The following is a 14020-nucleotide window of genomic DNA, read 5'->3' on the forward strand; positions in this document are numbered from 1 at the left end:
CCCTGACCTCCGGCATGCGGCTGCCCAGAACCGCGGCCTGGTCCAGCTGCGGTGATCCGTTTGCGTGATCGCAAGGTTACGCATATGCCAGTCAACTTCCCAGCGTGATGTTTGAGTTGACGTGCGCAACTCAGGACGTAATCGGTCACTTTCGAAACCGGATGTCGCTTTGTAGTTCTGTGGCTTCTTCCGTTACGCCCATCTGTTGTCGGACGTGTTCGTACAGTCGAACGGACCCTGTGGCTCCGTATGTGGTGAGAACGAGATCGCCAAACGGTGGTTCTTCTGGCGGTCTGCCCGAGTGGGCTACTGGCACCGCTCGGGGCCCCGCGGGCTCGACTCGCCCGCGCGGTGGGGGAGTTGCCATCCTCGCGACTTTCGGGGTGGCGGCCATACGGTGATCACGTCACCGTCGAGGGTGACGCGCCGGCCGGGGAAGCGGTCTCGTACGGCCCCCAGATCGGTGAGTGTGAAGTCGCCGCTCCCGCGGAGTACGCACGCCTCTCCGATGTGCGCGACGTCCAGGGTCCGGGTCGGCCATCGGATGTCGGATCCTGCTTCGTGCGTGCGAATGCTGTCGATGTCATGCGACATGTGGCGTGTCCCAACGCAGTTGTCGGGGGCGGTGGTTTCAGAGCCGACGTGGTTGTGCACAAGTAAACTAGATGTTCGCTTGCGCAAATCTCAAGTGGTTTGGGTGCGCGATTGCGAGGCTGTGACAGCCAGAGCCTGAGAACACGCCGTCACAGCTCGGTCCACGACCGGGCCGTGCCACCGGCCAGCGGAACCCACACATCAGAAGTGGGGCCGTAGCCGTCCAGGTCTTCCAGCACGGCTGCCCCCAGCGGCACCTCCCGGGCCAGATCAGCCACGATCGGGTGGTGGGCGACCATGGCCTTGAGGTCGCTGATCCGGTTGTCCATGGTCCGGCGTGAAGCACCGGTCAGCACGACCAGTACCCGGGGGAACACCGGGTACCAGCGCAGCCACCCGGGGTTGCCCGCCTGCCGGCGTCGGCCGACGGGCTGCGGCTCGTACGTCCACAGCCTCGCGTACTCGATCAATTTCGCCGCCAGGCGTTCGCTGCTCATGGTGGAGCGGTCGACCTCGACGAACGCCCGCAGTTTCCGCCGCTGCTGGCCCTCGATGAGGGTGTAGTGCATGACGGCGTCGGCGACGACCCGCTCGCCGTCTCCGATCGAGTGGAACACCTCGGGGGTCCAGTCCAGGTGACCGTGCTCGTCGCCTCGGCGACGGGCATCGGCGACGAAGCCCAGATGCGCACGCAGGACGGTCAGGGTGTGCGGGGTCTTGAGGGAGGCGGCCGTCGCCGAGGTGATCGGGTACGGCGGCCGGCCTCGCAGTGCCGGCCAGTCCCTCGTGAGGCGGGCGCCCCTCGGCGTGAGGTACCAGACCCGGGTGCGGCTGGACTGCGGCAGCACGACGAAGTCGACGAGGCGGTCTGCGAGCAGATCGTTGAGCTGCTCGGAGACCGACTGGCGGGAGCGGTCAGGCCGCAGCAGCACGTGCAACTGGCTGGTGGAGGCCATGCGGTGCTGGGCGAGCGTCGCCATGATCTGGTGCTTGAGCGGTTCGACGGTGCTGGGCGTGAGACCCGGCGTCGCACGCTTCTTGTTCTGGGCGGTGGTCAGTTCCATTCGTTTTCCTTCTCCTTCGACAGGGGGACGGCAGAGCCGTCAGAGGTGTGGTCGGCGAGGAAGGCGATGACGCGGCCGAGCTGTTCGCCGGCCCGGCCGGTGAGCTGGTTCAAGGGGAGGGCCTGGGCGTTCGCCTGGGCGGCCTGCTCCAGCGCGGGGACCTGCTGCGGGCGGGCCTGGGCCGCGAAGACGTCATCGAGATGCGGCCCGCGCAGCTGAATGGGACCGACACGGCGGCCGTGCACGCTCATGGAGACGTAGTGCTCGAACCTGTCCAGGCTGGCCACGCGGTCAGGGCTGGGATCGTCACCCCACTCGGCAGTGACCGGCGCGATCGCCGACTTCGAACCGGCGGTGGTGGCCAGGGTGGAGGCGTTCTGCATCAGAGACAGCCGCACCGCGCTGGGGAGCCGGGGCAGCAGCTGGGTCATGCCGTGGATGTGGACCCTGTACTTGCGCAGGTCCTCGAACATGGCCGCGATGGTTTCCGGGGCCGCGCCGGTCAGGGTGATCAGCTCGTCGAGGTACGGGCGGAAAGGCACCCGCTTGTCTTCCGGAGTGTCACGTCGGGAGCGCGCGGCCCGCAGGAGGTCCCGGGCGAGCAGAGCGGTCAGCAGGCGGTCGGTGGGCCCGTTGCCGCCCGGGCACACCCACACGACCATCCGGGAGTCCATCGCGGTGCGGATGTTGTAGACCCCGGCCGGCTGCCCGAGGAAGGCGCGGGTGACCGGATTAGCTGCGAGGCGGGCGATCGGGTTGAGGACCACGGCGAACGCGTCGGGCGGCAGGGTCGGGAACACCACCTTCCACCATGCGCGGCTCTCCTCGTCCAGCCGACCCGCCACCGCAGCGAGCGCGGCCTTGCGGAAACCCTCGTCGGTGAGCAGGGCCCGCACATGGAAGATCGTGGCCTGGGCGTCGGGCCGGCCGGCCAGGCAGGCCACCTCGTTCACCGCGACCAGTACGCTCAGCGCGGCGGTCAGGATGGTCAGCGCCCGCGGGGCGGTCGCGTCGTCCCAGGCCAGCGCGGAAGCGTAGGCGTCAGCGACCGCCTCGACTACCTCGTGCGCTGCCTGCCCGTGGTGCATCCCGAGCGGATTCCACGAACTCACCCGCGGGTTGGTGCCCAGACCGTTGAGGTCGACCAGCGCGATCCGCTGCATCAGGGTGTCGTGGGCGAGGAACGGCATGGCCCGCGGCCACGAGTCGCGGTGAGGGTCGACGACCATCAGCCCGCCGCCCGCATGCGCCCAGCCGATCGCCTGCGCCAAGGCGCGCTCCGTTTTCCCGCCGCCGGCCCGGCCGACTCCGACTTCGAACAGGGTCTCCTCGGCATAGGTGGCCACCAGCCGCTCCCGGCCGTCCGGGCCCCGGTAGATGCCCTGCAGCAGCAACTCGGGATCGCCGAACGCGAAGGTCGGCAGGTCACCGGCGAGGACCGGCAACCGGCAGTGAGCCGTTGGCGGCTTGAGCAGGCCAGTCAGCTCATCCAGCCGCACCCAGTTCGCGCGGGGCGGCTGGCAGTGCCCCAGGTCCCAGCGGCGCTCGAACCCGCTCCGTGTGGGCCAGTGGTCGGCGCCGAGCCGCCACGGGCCGAGCCGCCAGCCGCGCATGGCCCACCTGGAGCGCCCGCCGAACACATCGAGGGCGGCCTGGAGCTGGGCGAGCCGCGCTTCGGCGCGGCCCTCGGTGTTCGAGGCGCACATCACCAGCAGCTGGACCCGTACGAGGTGGTCGTCCTCAGCGAGCTTGCCCAGCGCCTCGGCGGGCTCCACCCGGCGCGGCACCGGCGGCATCACCAGGCGACGCCCGGCACCGGCGGTCGGCCTGTCCGTGAGCAGCTGCTGCAACTGCCATCCCAACGAGTCCTCGATGCCGGAGGCGTCCTGCCGCAGCCAGCGCGCGGCCCGCTGGGCCTCCCGGCGCTCGGACCGGCGGGCGGCCCCCATCAGCTGCAGACGGCGCGCCCGCAGCGCCCACTTCGGGGCACGCTGGATGTCGAGCCGGATCTCGGCGAGGTCGCCGAGCTCGGCGCGCAGGTCCGCCACGGCGTCGATGAGCGGCTGGAGCGGGTCGGGAGCCAGCGGCACCTCCCGCAGCGGGGCAGTCGGCTTGCCACGCAGGATGAACTCGGCGCGCACGGTGTGCTTGCGCGGCTCATCGACGATCGGACGGGCCCTCATGACCGTGACGTCCGGCCCGAACGGCGTTATCGACAGCAGACGTTCACCACCGGCCGGGCCTTCGACGCGGTAGCGCAGCGGTGCACTGCCGTCCGCACGCAGCCGGATCTGCACGGTCTTCGCCCGGCGCGGCACCCACCACGGCATGGACGTGGACGCGCGCGCGAGCTGGACCCCACGCCGGAAGATGTGCTCCAGGCCGGGATCGAAGTGGCGGGAGGCAACGAGCTCCAGGGCCATCCTCTCGGCCGACGCCTTCGCTGCGAGCCGGCGCACGGCACGTTCGCCCACGCCCCAGCACACGGCGATGACCAGGGCCAGCAGATACCAGTGGTCGTAGAGCCAGTCCGCGGCATTGACCAGACCGGTGACCAGGCCGAGTACCTGACCGGCAGCCGCTTGATCGGCCCGGTTGCTCAGGTACGGGGCTGCGGAGTCCACGTGGACGCTCCCCTCTGCGAAGCAGTTCGCTTGAAGTGCCATTCGGTGATGCGGAGATCGGTGAAGGTGCCGCCGCGGTCCGTGCCTGCCCACACCAGATGGACGACCGCCTTGTCAGGGCTGCCGTCGCGGCGGGCGATCGCGGCCTGGACGCGGAACCGTGCGGTGGAGAACGCCGGGGCGACCGCCTGGCCCGCGTCCGGGAAGAGGCCAGGCCACTGGGCGCGGCCGACTCCGGTGGCGTCCGCACGCAGCAGCGCTCGCCCCGCGGTGAGCAGCTCATGTTCGTCGTGAGCGGGAAGGTCGGCAGGCCAGGCCTTCTCCAGCGAGAGCTGAGCGGCCTGGTCGCTGGCCACACCCTCGCCGTGCGGTGGCAGAGGTGACTCCGCGTCCGGTGGCGGCGACGCGATGCTCGTCGCGGAGGGCGTCGCGGAGGGCGTCGTGCGGACGGACGATGGCCGCACGACGGCGGGCGCTGCGGAAACCGGCGACGAACGCGGCGCGGACGATGCGGTCGACGAAACGACCGGGGCCGCTGCCCCTGGACCATGCGGCATGCCCAGCAGTGCGATGCCGGCGACGGCGAGCACGACGGTGCTCAGCACGAGGAGACGCGGTGGGTGCGGGGGAGTGGTCACAGCAGCCGTGCTCCCCCCGCGTAGCCGGACATCGTGCTGACCGCGTCCAGGCGGACGGTGGTGCCCGGGCGGGCGGCGTTGATCATGCGACCGTTCCCCGCGTAGATACCGACGTGATAGATCGTGGAGTCGTGTCCGGGGGCGTAGGCGAAAAAGACGAGGTCGCCCACCTTGAGGACACCGGTACCGAGGCTGGAGGGGATCCGCTGCCCGACACCGGCCTGCGCGGCCGCGGTCCGCGGCAACTGGACGCCGGCCCTGGCGTAGGCGTACAGGGTCAGGCCCGAGCAGTCGAAGCCCTTGATAGAGGTGCCGCTCTTGCCACTGGGGGAGCAGCAGATCCCGTACGACGGGCCCTGGGCGTTGCCGCCGCCCCACGAGTAGGGGACACCACGCTGGGAGAGCGCCGCCTCGATGACGGTGCGGACCTTCGCGGTGACGTTTGTCAGGTTCGGGTCCTCGGCGGCCGCGGTGTACTGGTCGATCCAGCCCAGCACCGTCGCGACGTACTCACTGGAGTGGTTGTAGTGCAGGATCGCGGCCTTGAGCTGCGTGCGCTGGGTGAGGTCGCGGCCCGTCCCGCACAGGTAGACGGCGGCGCCGAGCGCGGCGTCGTCGGCGTTGTGCGGGTCGGCGACCTTGTCGCCGTTGGCGTCTTCGCCGATCGACGCCCAGGTGGAGGGCAGGAACTGGAAGGGGCCGACCGCACGTTCCCCGGTCGAGGTGCCGTCCCAGCGTCCGTTGTCGGTGTCCGCGACGGGGGTGGTGTTGCCGCCCTGGCCGGAGCCGTTGAGGAGGACTCCGTAGATCTTCGGGCGGATGTCTCCGTTGGCGGCGATGCTGTGGCCGATGGCGTGGTTGGACTCGACCTTGGCGATCCCCGCGAGGATCGGCCAGCGCATGCCCCGGCACTTCGGCACGTACGTTGCGACCTGCTGGATGGCCTTCTTGTAGGCGGCGAGCATCCGCGCGGGGATGTCCGCGGCACTGCCGCCCTGGGCGATCCCGCCGTCGTCCTCGTCCGCCTTCAGTGCCACGTACGCGCTGATCGCGTTCCCCACCGGTGCGGCGCAGCACACGGCGGCGAACAGCAGCAGCACCACCACACAGCCCCAGCGCGCCAGACGGCGCCGGCCCTTCCTCACTCGCTCTCACCGTCCTGCGGCGGCTGCTCCTGCTCCTGGCGCAGGAGCTCGGCGTCGGCTGCGGTCCGGCGCAGCAACTCCTGGAACCGCCTCCTCGCCTCGTCACGCGTGCTGCCGCTCACGTTTCCGCCACCGGGAAGGACCGCCCCGGGCCCGCCGGGTACGGGGCGACGCCGTGGCGCTCCGCCTCGAAGCCGCGTCGGGGACGTCGGCGGGGAGGGCGGCCCGCTGCCCGCTCCTGCCGCGGGCGTGCGAGGCGGCGTCGGCGCTGAGGTGGGAGAGGCAGGAGGCGCCGGGAGGGGGCCGGAGCGGCGGGTGGGCTGGGAAGATCGGCCGGCTGCCGGGGAAGGCGGGGCGGGGGGAGTCGTGGGAGTGGACAGGCGGCGAGTGAACGGGACGGCAGCCCCACGGTCGTCCGTGTGGTCCCGCAACGTCCGGCCGACATGCCGGCCGGTGTCGGCCCAAGCCCTGCCGTCCTCGCGGACGGTGTTGCCCCAGACGTGAACCTGCTGTTGGGCGTCCTGGGTGAACCGCGATCGGCCCTCCCGCGCCGGACGGACCGTGACTGGCAGACCGTAGGTCGCCCCGTACACCGTCCGGCCGCTCCGGTTGAGAATGCGGTACCCGCGGTACCGCACGAGCCGGTTGTGGGCGCGCGTCGCCAGCAGCGTGCGGTCGGAGTTCTGGTCGTGAAGCACCTCGCCCGACCGACGGTTGACGATCTGACCGTCCTCGTTGCGGTAGCGGTCTGCCGGACCGCCAGGCCGCAGCGGACCACCGCCGCCGAGGCCGCCGTTGGGTCCGCCGCCGCCGTCGTCGCCGTCCGTACCGCCGGAGTGTTCGTCGCCGCCCGCCGTGGGCTTGCGCCACTTCGCGAGCTGTTCGTCGTCCGGGCGGCGGCCGATCAGCAGACCGTACGCGCCCCGTAGCCCCAGCCGGGCTCCCAGCCCGCCCACCGCCGCGGCCGCGGTCAGGGGGGCCAGACCGCGTCCTGCTTCCGCTGTGGCGTCGGCGAGGATCCCGCCGGTGTCCACCGGCATGCCCGTGCCGTCGAACAGGGAAGTGAGTGCGCCCATCAGCCGCTGGCGGGTGCCGAGCGTCCCGTACCGGCCGCCGCCGGCGAGCAGGCGCAGCCCGCCGCCGTATCCGCCCAGTGCGGCAGGGGAGTTCATCGCGAGCGCGGCGCCGAGTTCGGAGGTGTCGCCGGGCATGTGGGTGCCGCCGACCTTGGCGTAGCGCATCCGCATGGCCATGCGTCGGCCGAAGGAGGTGATGCCGGTCAGCAGCCGACGGTGTCCGGCCGCCCCCGCGATGGCCAGCACGTCGATGAGCAGGATCCGTTCCACCATCAGGTCGGGACCGTTGGTGACGGTCGCGTCGATGGCGATCCCGAAGGCCGGGATGAACGCGCAGATCGCGACGACGGCCATGATGGCGATGCCCCACAGGGACAGCCACTTCCACACCGACTGCCGGGCCGGGCCGGGCAGCATGCCCGCCACGAACGTGACCCCGCCGACTGCCGCAGCCCCCACGCACACGCCCTGGGTACCCAGCAGCACGATCGCGCTGGACAGCAGCATCCCGCAGATGAACAGCGCGGCGATCAGCAGCAGCAACGCACCGCCGACCCGCCACCACGTGGGCTCCTCGGCGTAGGAGGCACACGCTTTGCCGACGTCCCCGGCGTTCTTCATGTCGGCGAGGAAGGCGGCGAACTCCCGATCATCCTCACTGGTGATCGCTGTGGACGCGCTGAGCAGGTCGCTTCCGGAGGTCAACCCCGGCAGCCCCCCGGTGGTGCCGGCTTCACACAGCTGCTTGCCGGGGCCGTTGATTCCGGCGCAGTTGTCCGTGCTGTCCTCCTCGCAGTACTTCTTCGCGGGGCCGTGGAGCAGAGAGCAGGCGTCCGTTTTCTTGTTCTGCTCCTCGCAGTACTTGCGAGCTGGCTTGGCGAGCGAGTCGCAGTCCGCCGTGCTGCCGCTGTCGTCTACGCTGCCGGAGGCCTTGTATCCGCCGGAGACCCACTTGAGATGGACGGCGTAGGCCTTGAGGTCGGATTTCTTGGCGGGATCGAGGATGCGCCCGTACTCCAGCAGCATGTAGGGCTTGACGATCAAGGCGTTGGTGATCGAGTCCTGCAGGGGCCGGGCCACATCTTCGGCGGAGACGGGGGCTTCGTCTTCCTGCTGCAGGCATTTGAGTTCGGCGTTGCCCGCCATGCCCGCGCACGGGTCAGTACTGGCGACCTTGCCGCCCCAGTCGTAGGAGTTGACGCTCTGCTGGGCGACTTCTGCGGCTACCTGCTGGGCCTGGCCCAGCGGCCCGTCCTGGCCGAGCAGGGTGTCGGGGCGGATGAGAGCGGACGCGGCGATCGCCCCGATGAGGAGAGTGAGGAAGATTTCCCCCAGGCCTCGACCGACCCGCCCCCGCACGATCATGAACCCGGCGAACACGAATGCCCAGGCGAGCAGAAGACCCTTCAACCCGATCGTGTCAACGACGACGCTGTAGTAGGTGTCGGCGATCTTCTGCGCGGGGCGGGCGAGAACCTTCAGCAGGGGAAACCGGAACGCGACCTCGATCGCCCAGCCGGCCAGCCCGACCAGCAGCCGGATCAGGGTGAACAGCCCAGACAAACTGAACGCCAGGGCTTGCCCTTTGAAGTTGATGATCGAGCCGCCCGAGGAGCCGAGGTCGTACCCGTTGATCGGCACCCCCTCGGACGAGGTGATGTTCAGCGGGGCAAGCAGGTCCCCCGTCTCGCTCGTACTGCTGGCCGCATACACGACCTGGGTGTTGACCATCAGGAACACGCCGGTGAGCAAGACGACGAAACCGGCCGAGCGCAGGGTCGCGCGGTCTGGGCGGAACATGTCAGCCCCGCCTCTGCCGTGCGGCGGGCCGCAGCCGCCACACCATCAGGGCCGCCACACCCGCACAGACCGGCACCAGCCGCCATGCTGCACCGGACACGGCATGCCGGTCCGCCGCGGCCTCGGTGGAGGTGCCGCGCTCGCAGTAGGCCTTAGCCGCGCCGACGACCAGGTCACACGGGCCGTGGTGCGCGCCGTCTGCGCTGGCGGCGAACGCCTTCCCGGTATGCGGCCACCACGCGTCCGGCAGGATCACCCCGAGGACGACCGCGCCGATAGCCACGATGATCAAGATGACGATGCTGGCCGCCGCAGCGATGCGCCGGGAGCGGTCCCAGGACGCGGTGGTCATCCGACGTGCTCCTTCGACTCGACATTCACGGCCCCGCCGGCATCGGCGGCGGACGCGGCCGCGCTGGGGCGGCGTCCCGGTGTGGTGGTGACGGACGTGGTGATACGCGCGATGCGGGGGATGGAGACCTTGATGCGGCCGGTGTTCTGCCGGGGGCAGGTCAGCAGGAACTCGCCCTCCCGGCCCCGCTGGCCGACAGGGGACAGCCCCGTGGTCACCAGCCGCACCAACGCCGCGTCGCTCGGGTCGAGCCCGACGAACTCCAGCCCCCGGCGGGCGCGTTCACGGTCCGTGGTGCGGGCGAGGGCGCGGTAGGCCATCAGGCCGCGATCGGGGCCGAGTTCCTCGGCGTCATGGGATCCGGCGAGCAGGCCAGCACCGTGCTTTCGGCCGTCGTGGAGGATCTCGTGGACCAGGGCGGTGCCCTCGGCCGACGAGGTGAGCCAGTACAGCTCGTCCGCCACGACCGCCGTGAACCGTTCCGGGTCCTCAAACGCGGTCTGCCGGGCGATCGCCGCGATCAGGTAGAGCACCGCCCGGCCGATGAGCGCCTCCAGCGGCTGCTGGTGCAGAACCTCGGGCTTGTCGAACGCGGCCTTCGGCGGCAACTTCAGGCCGGTCGTGGTGATCACGATCATGTCGGAGGCGCTGGAGGCGTCCAGCCGCACCGGCGGCAGCGTGGGGTCGAAGACCATGCGGGCCAGCGAGTTGGTGGCGACGACGCGGACGAGGCCGGCGAGGGTCGTCGCGGCGTCCTGCCGTTTTCCTGCCTCGTTTGCGGCCATCTCCTCCAGGACTTCAAGGACGCGGTGCATGGAGGGCGCCGGGCCGGCGGCGGCCTGCTCGACGGCGTGGTGCAGGACCTCGCCGCTGGTACTCATCGGGCCGATGCCGAGCTGCAGAGTGAGATACGACAGGGCGTAGTGGCGGCCTTCCGGGCCATCGAACATCCTCAGCGGGTCGATGCTCACCTCGGCGCGGGCGGCGTCGATGATCTGGGCGCGGCCCCGGGCCGCGGTGCGGGCGAAGCTCGCCCACTCGCGGACCGGGGTGCGGTCGATGCAGATCGCGCAGCCGCCTCGCGCCCACACTGCCTCCGCGATCAGCTTCTGCAGCACGCTCTTACCGGCGCCGAGATCCCCGACGATCCCCATCGAGGCCGAGGCGTCCACCTTGGGCGCGTCCGCCACATTGATCATCACCGGGCGGGTCGTGCCGCTGTCCAGGTCGATACCGAGGAACATCCCGTTCGGGTCACCGACCTCCGCGGTGGTGAAGGCCCCGCCCAGCGCCCAGTCCTCGCTGACCTGGTGCTGGGTGAACTCCCGGACCACCCCGGGCCGTACGGTGCCGGGCAGCCCCAGGGTGAACAGCGCCTCCTGCAGGCCGGCTGGGCGCACCGCCCGGTAGTCCGCACCGCCGAGCAGCGCGGCCAGAGCACGGGCCCGGGCATCGCACACGGCGGCGGTCGGCCCCCACACGGTCAGGACGGTCACCGACTGGACCTCGACCTCGACGGAGGTACGGGACAGACGAGCGTCCAGCTCGCCGAGGTCGCGGGCGGCCTCGGCGAGCGAGGCGGGCATGCCCGTGGGCCGGGCGTCGTACTGGTCGGCCTGGTCGACCAACTCGTTCTTCTTGCGCCGCACCTGGTCGCGGGCCTTCTCCGCGGGCACCAGCGTGAGGTCGACGGTGTAGTCGACGGGGAAGTCGAGCAGCTCCAGCTGCGCGAACAGATCCGCGGCATCCTGGCCGACCGCGGGCGGGCACTCGGCCAGCGCCAGCTGCGCCTGGTAGCCGACACCGGCGTCGGACTCCACCTGCAGCCAGCGCCGCCCCAGCGGCGAGCCGGTGTTCAGCCGCCACCAGGCCGTGCGGCCTGACCGGGTGATCCGGCCTGCACTCTTGAGCTCGTCGGCATCGTCGAGTTCGGGATCGATGCCGCCCTCCTGCAGCCGGACCTGGCCGAGATCGGCGTAGCTGGGGGAGCGCAGGACGCCGCCCCGGATCTGCCCGCCGTACAGGTCGCTGCTCTCGGCCTCGGCGAGCAGCGGCTCGGGCAGGCCGCGGTGGAGCGCGTGCTGGATCATCCACACGATCTCCGCCGGGCTGGCGGGACGGAAGGCGAGGCCGCCGGCGAGCGCGGCCTCCACCCGGGAAGCCTGTTCGCGGTAGGCGTTCACCTCGCGCCGGGCCACCGGCACGGGCGCGATACCCAACATCGGCGCGATCTCGGCCCATGCCGCGCCCACGGACGCCGACACCTGCAGGCCGGTGCCTTCCGTCTGCAGGGGCACGGCCAGCCACAGGGTGCGGCGGTGCATCTCCTGGTCGTCCAGCAGGCTCAGGGCGGCCTCGACGTTCTCCACCCACGGGTGCCGGCCCGTGCCCGGTGCCTGCTCGGCCGGTTCGATGCCCTCGATCATGCGCAGGGCGATCTCACCCGGGTCGACCTGCGCGCACAGCCCGTACAGGCGCGGTGCCCCGGACAGCGAGCGGATCAAGTGGGTGATCTTGGCGAGCTGTTCGTCGCGGACCGCAGCGGGCAGGTAGGTGCCCTGCATGGTGTCCTCACGCTGGCCCTGCGCGTCCGGTCCGGGGTGCAGGCGGTAGAGGGCCCACACGCTGCCGTGCGTCGACCACACGAGGTGCCCGGCGATGTGACGGATCGGAACCCTCACCGGACACCCCCACCCTGCTGCGCGAGCGCGAGCAACTGCTGCACACCCGACACCGGCCCCGCCGGCACTGCGGGTCCTGTCGGCTCCGGACGGCTGTGCGGCGTAGAGGAGCTCCGGGCGCCGGGCAGCTTCAGCGGCGCTCGATGTGCGGGCCGCCGAGCCAGCCCGGCCTCATCCGCACCGGGCACGGGCGCCCCTTCGATGGTGAAACCGCCGAGCAGCGGCTGAGGGGCGCGGTCGCGGGCGGCCCGCCCTCCGATCCGGCCTCCTCGCGGCTGCCAGCCGAGCAGCAGCCAGCCGAGGGCGGCCTGCAGCGGGGCCCGGCCCCGGATCTTCGGCTGGCGTACCGCCCAGATCGCCAGCAGCCACGCGACGATGGGGACGGGCCCCATCCACGTCCACCAGCCGATCGTCTTGATTAGGAGGAAGCCGCCGCCGACGGCGAGTGCGATCTGCGCCGGGGTGTAGGGGCCGAGAGGGATCTTCCAGTCGGCGACCTTGCCCAGCACCCAGGGGTGACGGCGCGCGGCGGTGTAGTAGCGGCCCACCCGGGCCGCGGCCGCGGTCACAGCCAGCCTCCGACGCCCGGAGCGTGGTCACGGGAAACGGGGAGCTCGGACCGGACGAGGCCCGGCGCGGCCGGTGCGCCCTTGGCCGGGTTCTTCACCTCGTCCTCGAACATGTTGGCGAGGCTGTCGCGGGAGTTGTACAGCCCGAGCGCGATGATCATCAGCAACAGGGCGCCGATGCCGGCCTTCAGCGAGAACTTCTGGACCATGACCACGACGACCAGCACCAGGAGACCGGCCTGCAGGCCCTTGGTCGCCCACTCCTTGAACATGTCGATCCAGCTGTTACCGAGGTCGTTGAGCTGCCCCGCGAGCATCAGGGAATGCACCGTGTTCACCGGGCACCTCCGCCCTGGGCGGTCCCGGACTCCAGCGCGGCGACCTCCCACCGGCCCGAGCGGGCCTTGAGAGTGAGTTCGTACGCCAGCGGCCACCGTCCGCCCGCGTCCTGGGCTTCCACCCGGACCAGCACGCGCACCTTCGTGCCGTCGGCCGGCACCTTCTCGGCGGCCGCGGCCTCCTCGACGGCCAAGACCTGCTCGACAGAGACCGCCGTGTACGGGGCGGGGGAGACGGCGGTGAGGTTCACCCCAGGAGCGAAGTAGCGGTCGACCTCTCCGGACCCGGTCAGATAAGCGGCGAGGAACTCGCCGAGCGCAGAGGACAGATCACCGTCCGGAACGCTCACGCCATACGGTGACGCGGGCACCTTGGCCCGGGCCGGGCCGGCCACCACGCCGGGCACACCGGTCACCGCGAACGAGCTACCGGACCGGTCGGCGACCACCGGCACGGCGTAGTAGCGCACCGAGCCGCCGGCGTATTGCGCAGCCACGGTCACCGACCACGCCCCAGTGCCGCGCTGCGCGCTGCGCACCGCCGTCACTGACTGCGGCGCCGACTGCGCATCGGCGCCCGGCTCGGGCAGGTCGACGTCCGGCGCCAGCGCCTGCGCAAGCCGCGCCTGCGCACTCGTCTCGTCGCCCGCGCTACTGCGCAACCAGGCGCCAAGGAACACCTGCGCATAGCCGCTCGGGTTGCCGGCGGCCGCAGTGCGCACCGCGGTGGGCTTGTCCGAAGTGGCCGCCTGGACCGTGGTCGGGGTGGAGGCGACGGCGACGCACAGGGCGATCGGGCCGGCCGCGATGACGGTCCAGACCGCCACACGCGAGAGGCGGACGCGGCGTCGCATCGCCTCCAGGCGGGCGCCCGCCACCATCGGAGCAGCGGCCTCGCTCTGTGAGGCCTGCAGGCCAGGGGACATGTTCAAACTCCCAGGTCAGGACGAATGTTGCTGACCTTGAGAAAACCCGTCGGCCCCGACCCGACCACCGACCACCAGACCCCGACCACGGTCACGATGGGGACACGAAGCCCATGGTCGGGGTCATGGTCGGCCCGACCACAGGCCCGACCACGGGCTGGCAACGAACCGGCGGTCGTGCCCGCCCCGGAGCCCTCGACCCGTCCGCCGCTA

Annotated in this window: 10 protein-coding genes; all 10 read right to left on the reverse strand. The window is 71.2% G+C overall.

What is annotated here, in order from left to right:
- Positions 1-743 precede the first annotated feature (743 nt).
- Positions 744-1658: a replication-relaxation family protein gene (locus IEZ11_RS47180; protein ID WP_189269274.1), complete on the reverse strand. Its 915-nt coding sequence runs from the start codon at positions 1656-1658 to the stop codon at positions 744-746.
- The gene (locus tag IEZ11_RS47185) at positions 1649-4282 is read right to left on the reverse strand and encodes an ATP/GTP-binding protein (protein WP_189269275.1); all 2634 of its coding nucleotides are present in this window, start codon (positions 4280-4282) and stop codon (positions 1649-1651) included. Before IEZ11_RS47185 ends, IEZ11_RS47180 begins: the two co-directional genes overlap by 10 nt.
- Positions 4258-4638, reverse strand: coding sequence for a hypothetical protein (locus tag IEZ11_RS51600; protein WP_229713843.1), 381 nt, complete (start codon positions 4636-4638; stop codon positions 4258-4260). The genes IEZ11_RS47185 and IEZ11_RS51600 overlap by 25 nt, the downstream gene beginning before the upstream one ends.
- A 278-nt stretch (positions 4639-4916) precedes the next feature.
- Positions 4917-6065: a C40 family peptidase gene (locus IEZ11_RS47195; RefSeq protein ID WP_189269277.1), complete on the reverse strand. Its 1149-nt coding sequence runs from the start codon at positions 6063-6065 to the stop codon at positions 4917-4919.
- Entirely contained in the window at positions 6062-8941 is a 2880-nt protein-coding gene (locus tag IEZ11_RS47200) for a hypothetical protein (protein WP_189269278.1), read from the reverse strand. Before IEZ11_RS47200 ends, IEZ11_RS47195 begins: the two co-directional genes overlap by 4 nt.
- Before the next feature lies 1 nt (position 8942).
- Positions 8943-9293 carry a hypothetical protein gene (locus tag IEZ11_RS47205; RefSeq protein ID WP_189269279.1) on the reverse strand — a complete coding sequence of 117 codons (351 nt, stop codon included), beginning with the start codon at positions 9291-9293 and terminating at the stop codon, positions 8943-8945.
- Entirely contained in the window at positions 9290-11974 is a 2685-nt protein-coding gene (locus tag IEZ11_RS47210) for an ATP-binding protein (protein WP_189269280.1), read from the reverse strand. Before IEZ11_RS47210 ends, IEZ11_RS47205 begins: the two co-directional genes overlap by 4 nt.
- Complete coding sequence (locus tag IEZ11_RS47215) at positions 11971-12543, reverse strand: hypothetical protein (RefSeq protein ID WP_189269281.1); 573 nt, start codon at positions 12541-12543, stop codon at positions 11971-11973. Before IEZ11_RS47215 ends, IEZ11_RS47210 begins: the two co-directional genes overlap by 4 nt.
- Positions 12540-12881, reverse strand: coding sequence for a hypothetical protein (locus tag IEZ11_RS47220; protein WP_189269282.1), 342 nt, complete (start codon positions 12879-12881; stop codon positions 12540-12542). The genes IEZ11_RS47215 and IEZ11_RS47220 overlap by 4 nt, the downstream gene beginning before the upstream one ends.
- Positions 12878-13807 (reverse strand): conjugal transfer protein, encoded by a 930-nt coding sequence (locus tag IEZ11_RS47225; protein ID WP_189269283.1) that lies wholly within the window; start codon positions 13805-13807, stop codon positions 12878-12880. Before IEZ11_RS47225 ends, IEZ11_RS47220 begins: the two co-directional genes overlap by 4 nt.
- Between the last annotated feature and the right edge of the window lie 213 nt (positions 13808-14020).

Origin of the sequence: Streptomyces fuscichromogenes, assembly GCF_014645815.1 — a bacterium.
Taxonomy (GTDB): domain Bacteria; phylum Actinomycetota; class Actinomycetes; order Streptomycetales; family Streptomycetaceae; genus Streptomyces; species Streptomyces fuscichromogenes.

Bases quoted from the DNA above. Each gene is read 5' to 3' on its own strand.
- IEZ11_RS47205 (WP_189269279.1), bottom strand. From the start codon at position 9,293: ATGACCACCGCGTCCTGGGACCGCTCCCGGCGCATCGCTGCGGCGGCC.
- IEZ11_RS47200 (WP_189269278.1), bottom strand. From the start codon at position 8,941: ATGTTCCGCCCAGACCGCGCGACCCTGCGCTCGGCCGGTTTCGTCGTC.
- IEZ11_RS47180 (WP_189269274.1), bottom strand. From the start codon at position 1,658: ATGGAACTGACCACCGCCCAGAACAAGAAGCGTGCGACGCCGGGTCTC.
- IEZ11_RS47225 (WP_189269283.1), bottom strand. From the start codon at position 13,807: ATGTCCCCTGGCCTGCAGGCCTCACAGAGCGAGGCCGCTGCTCCGATG.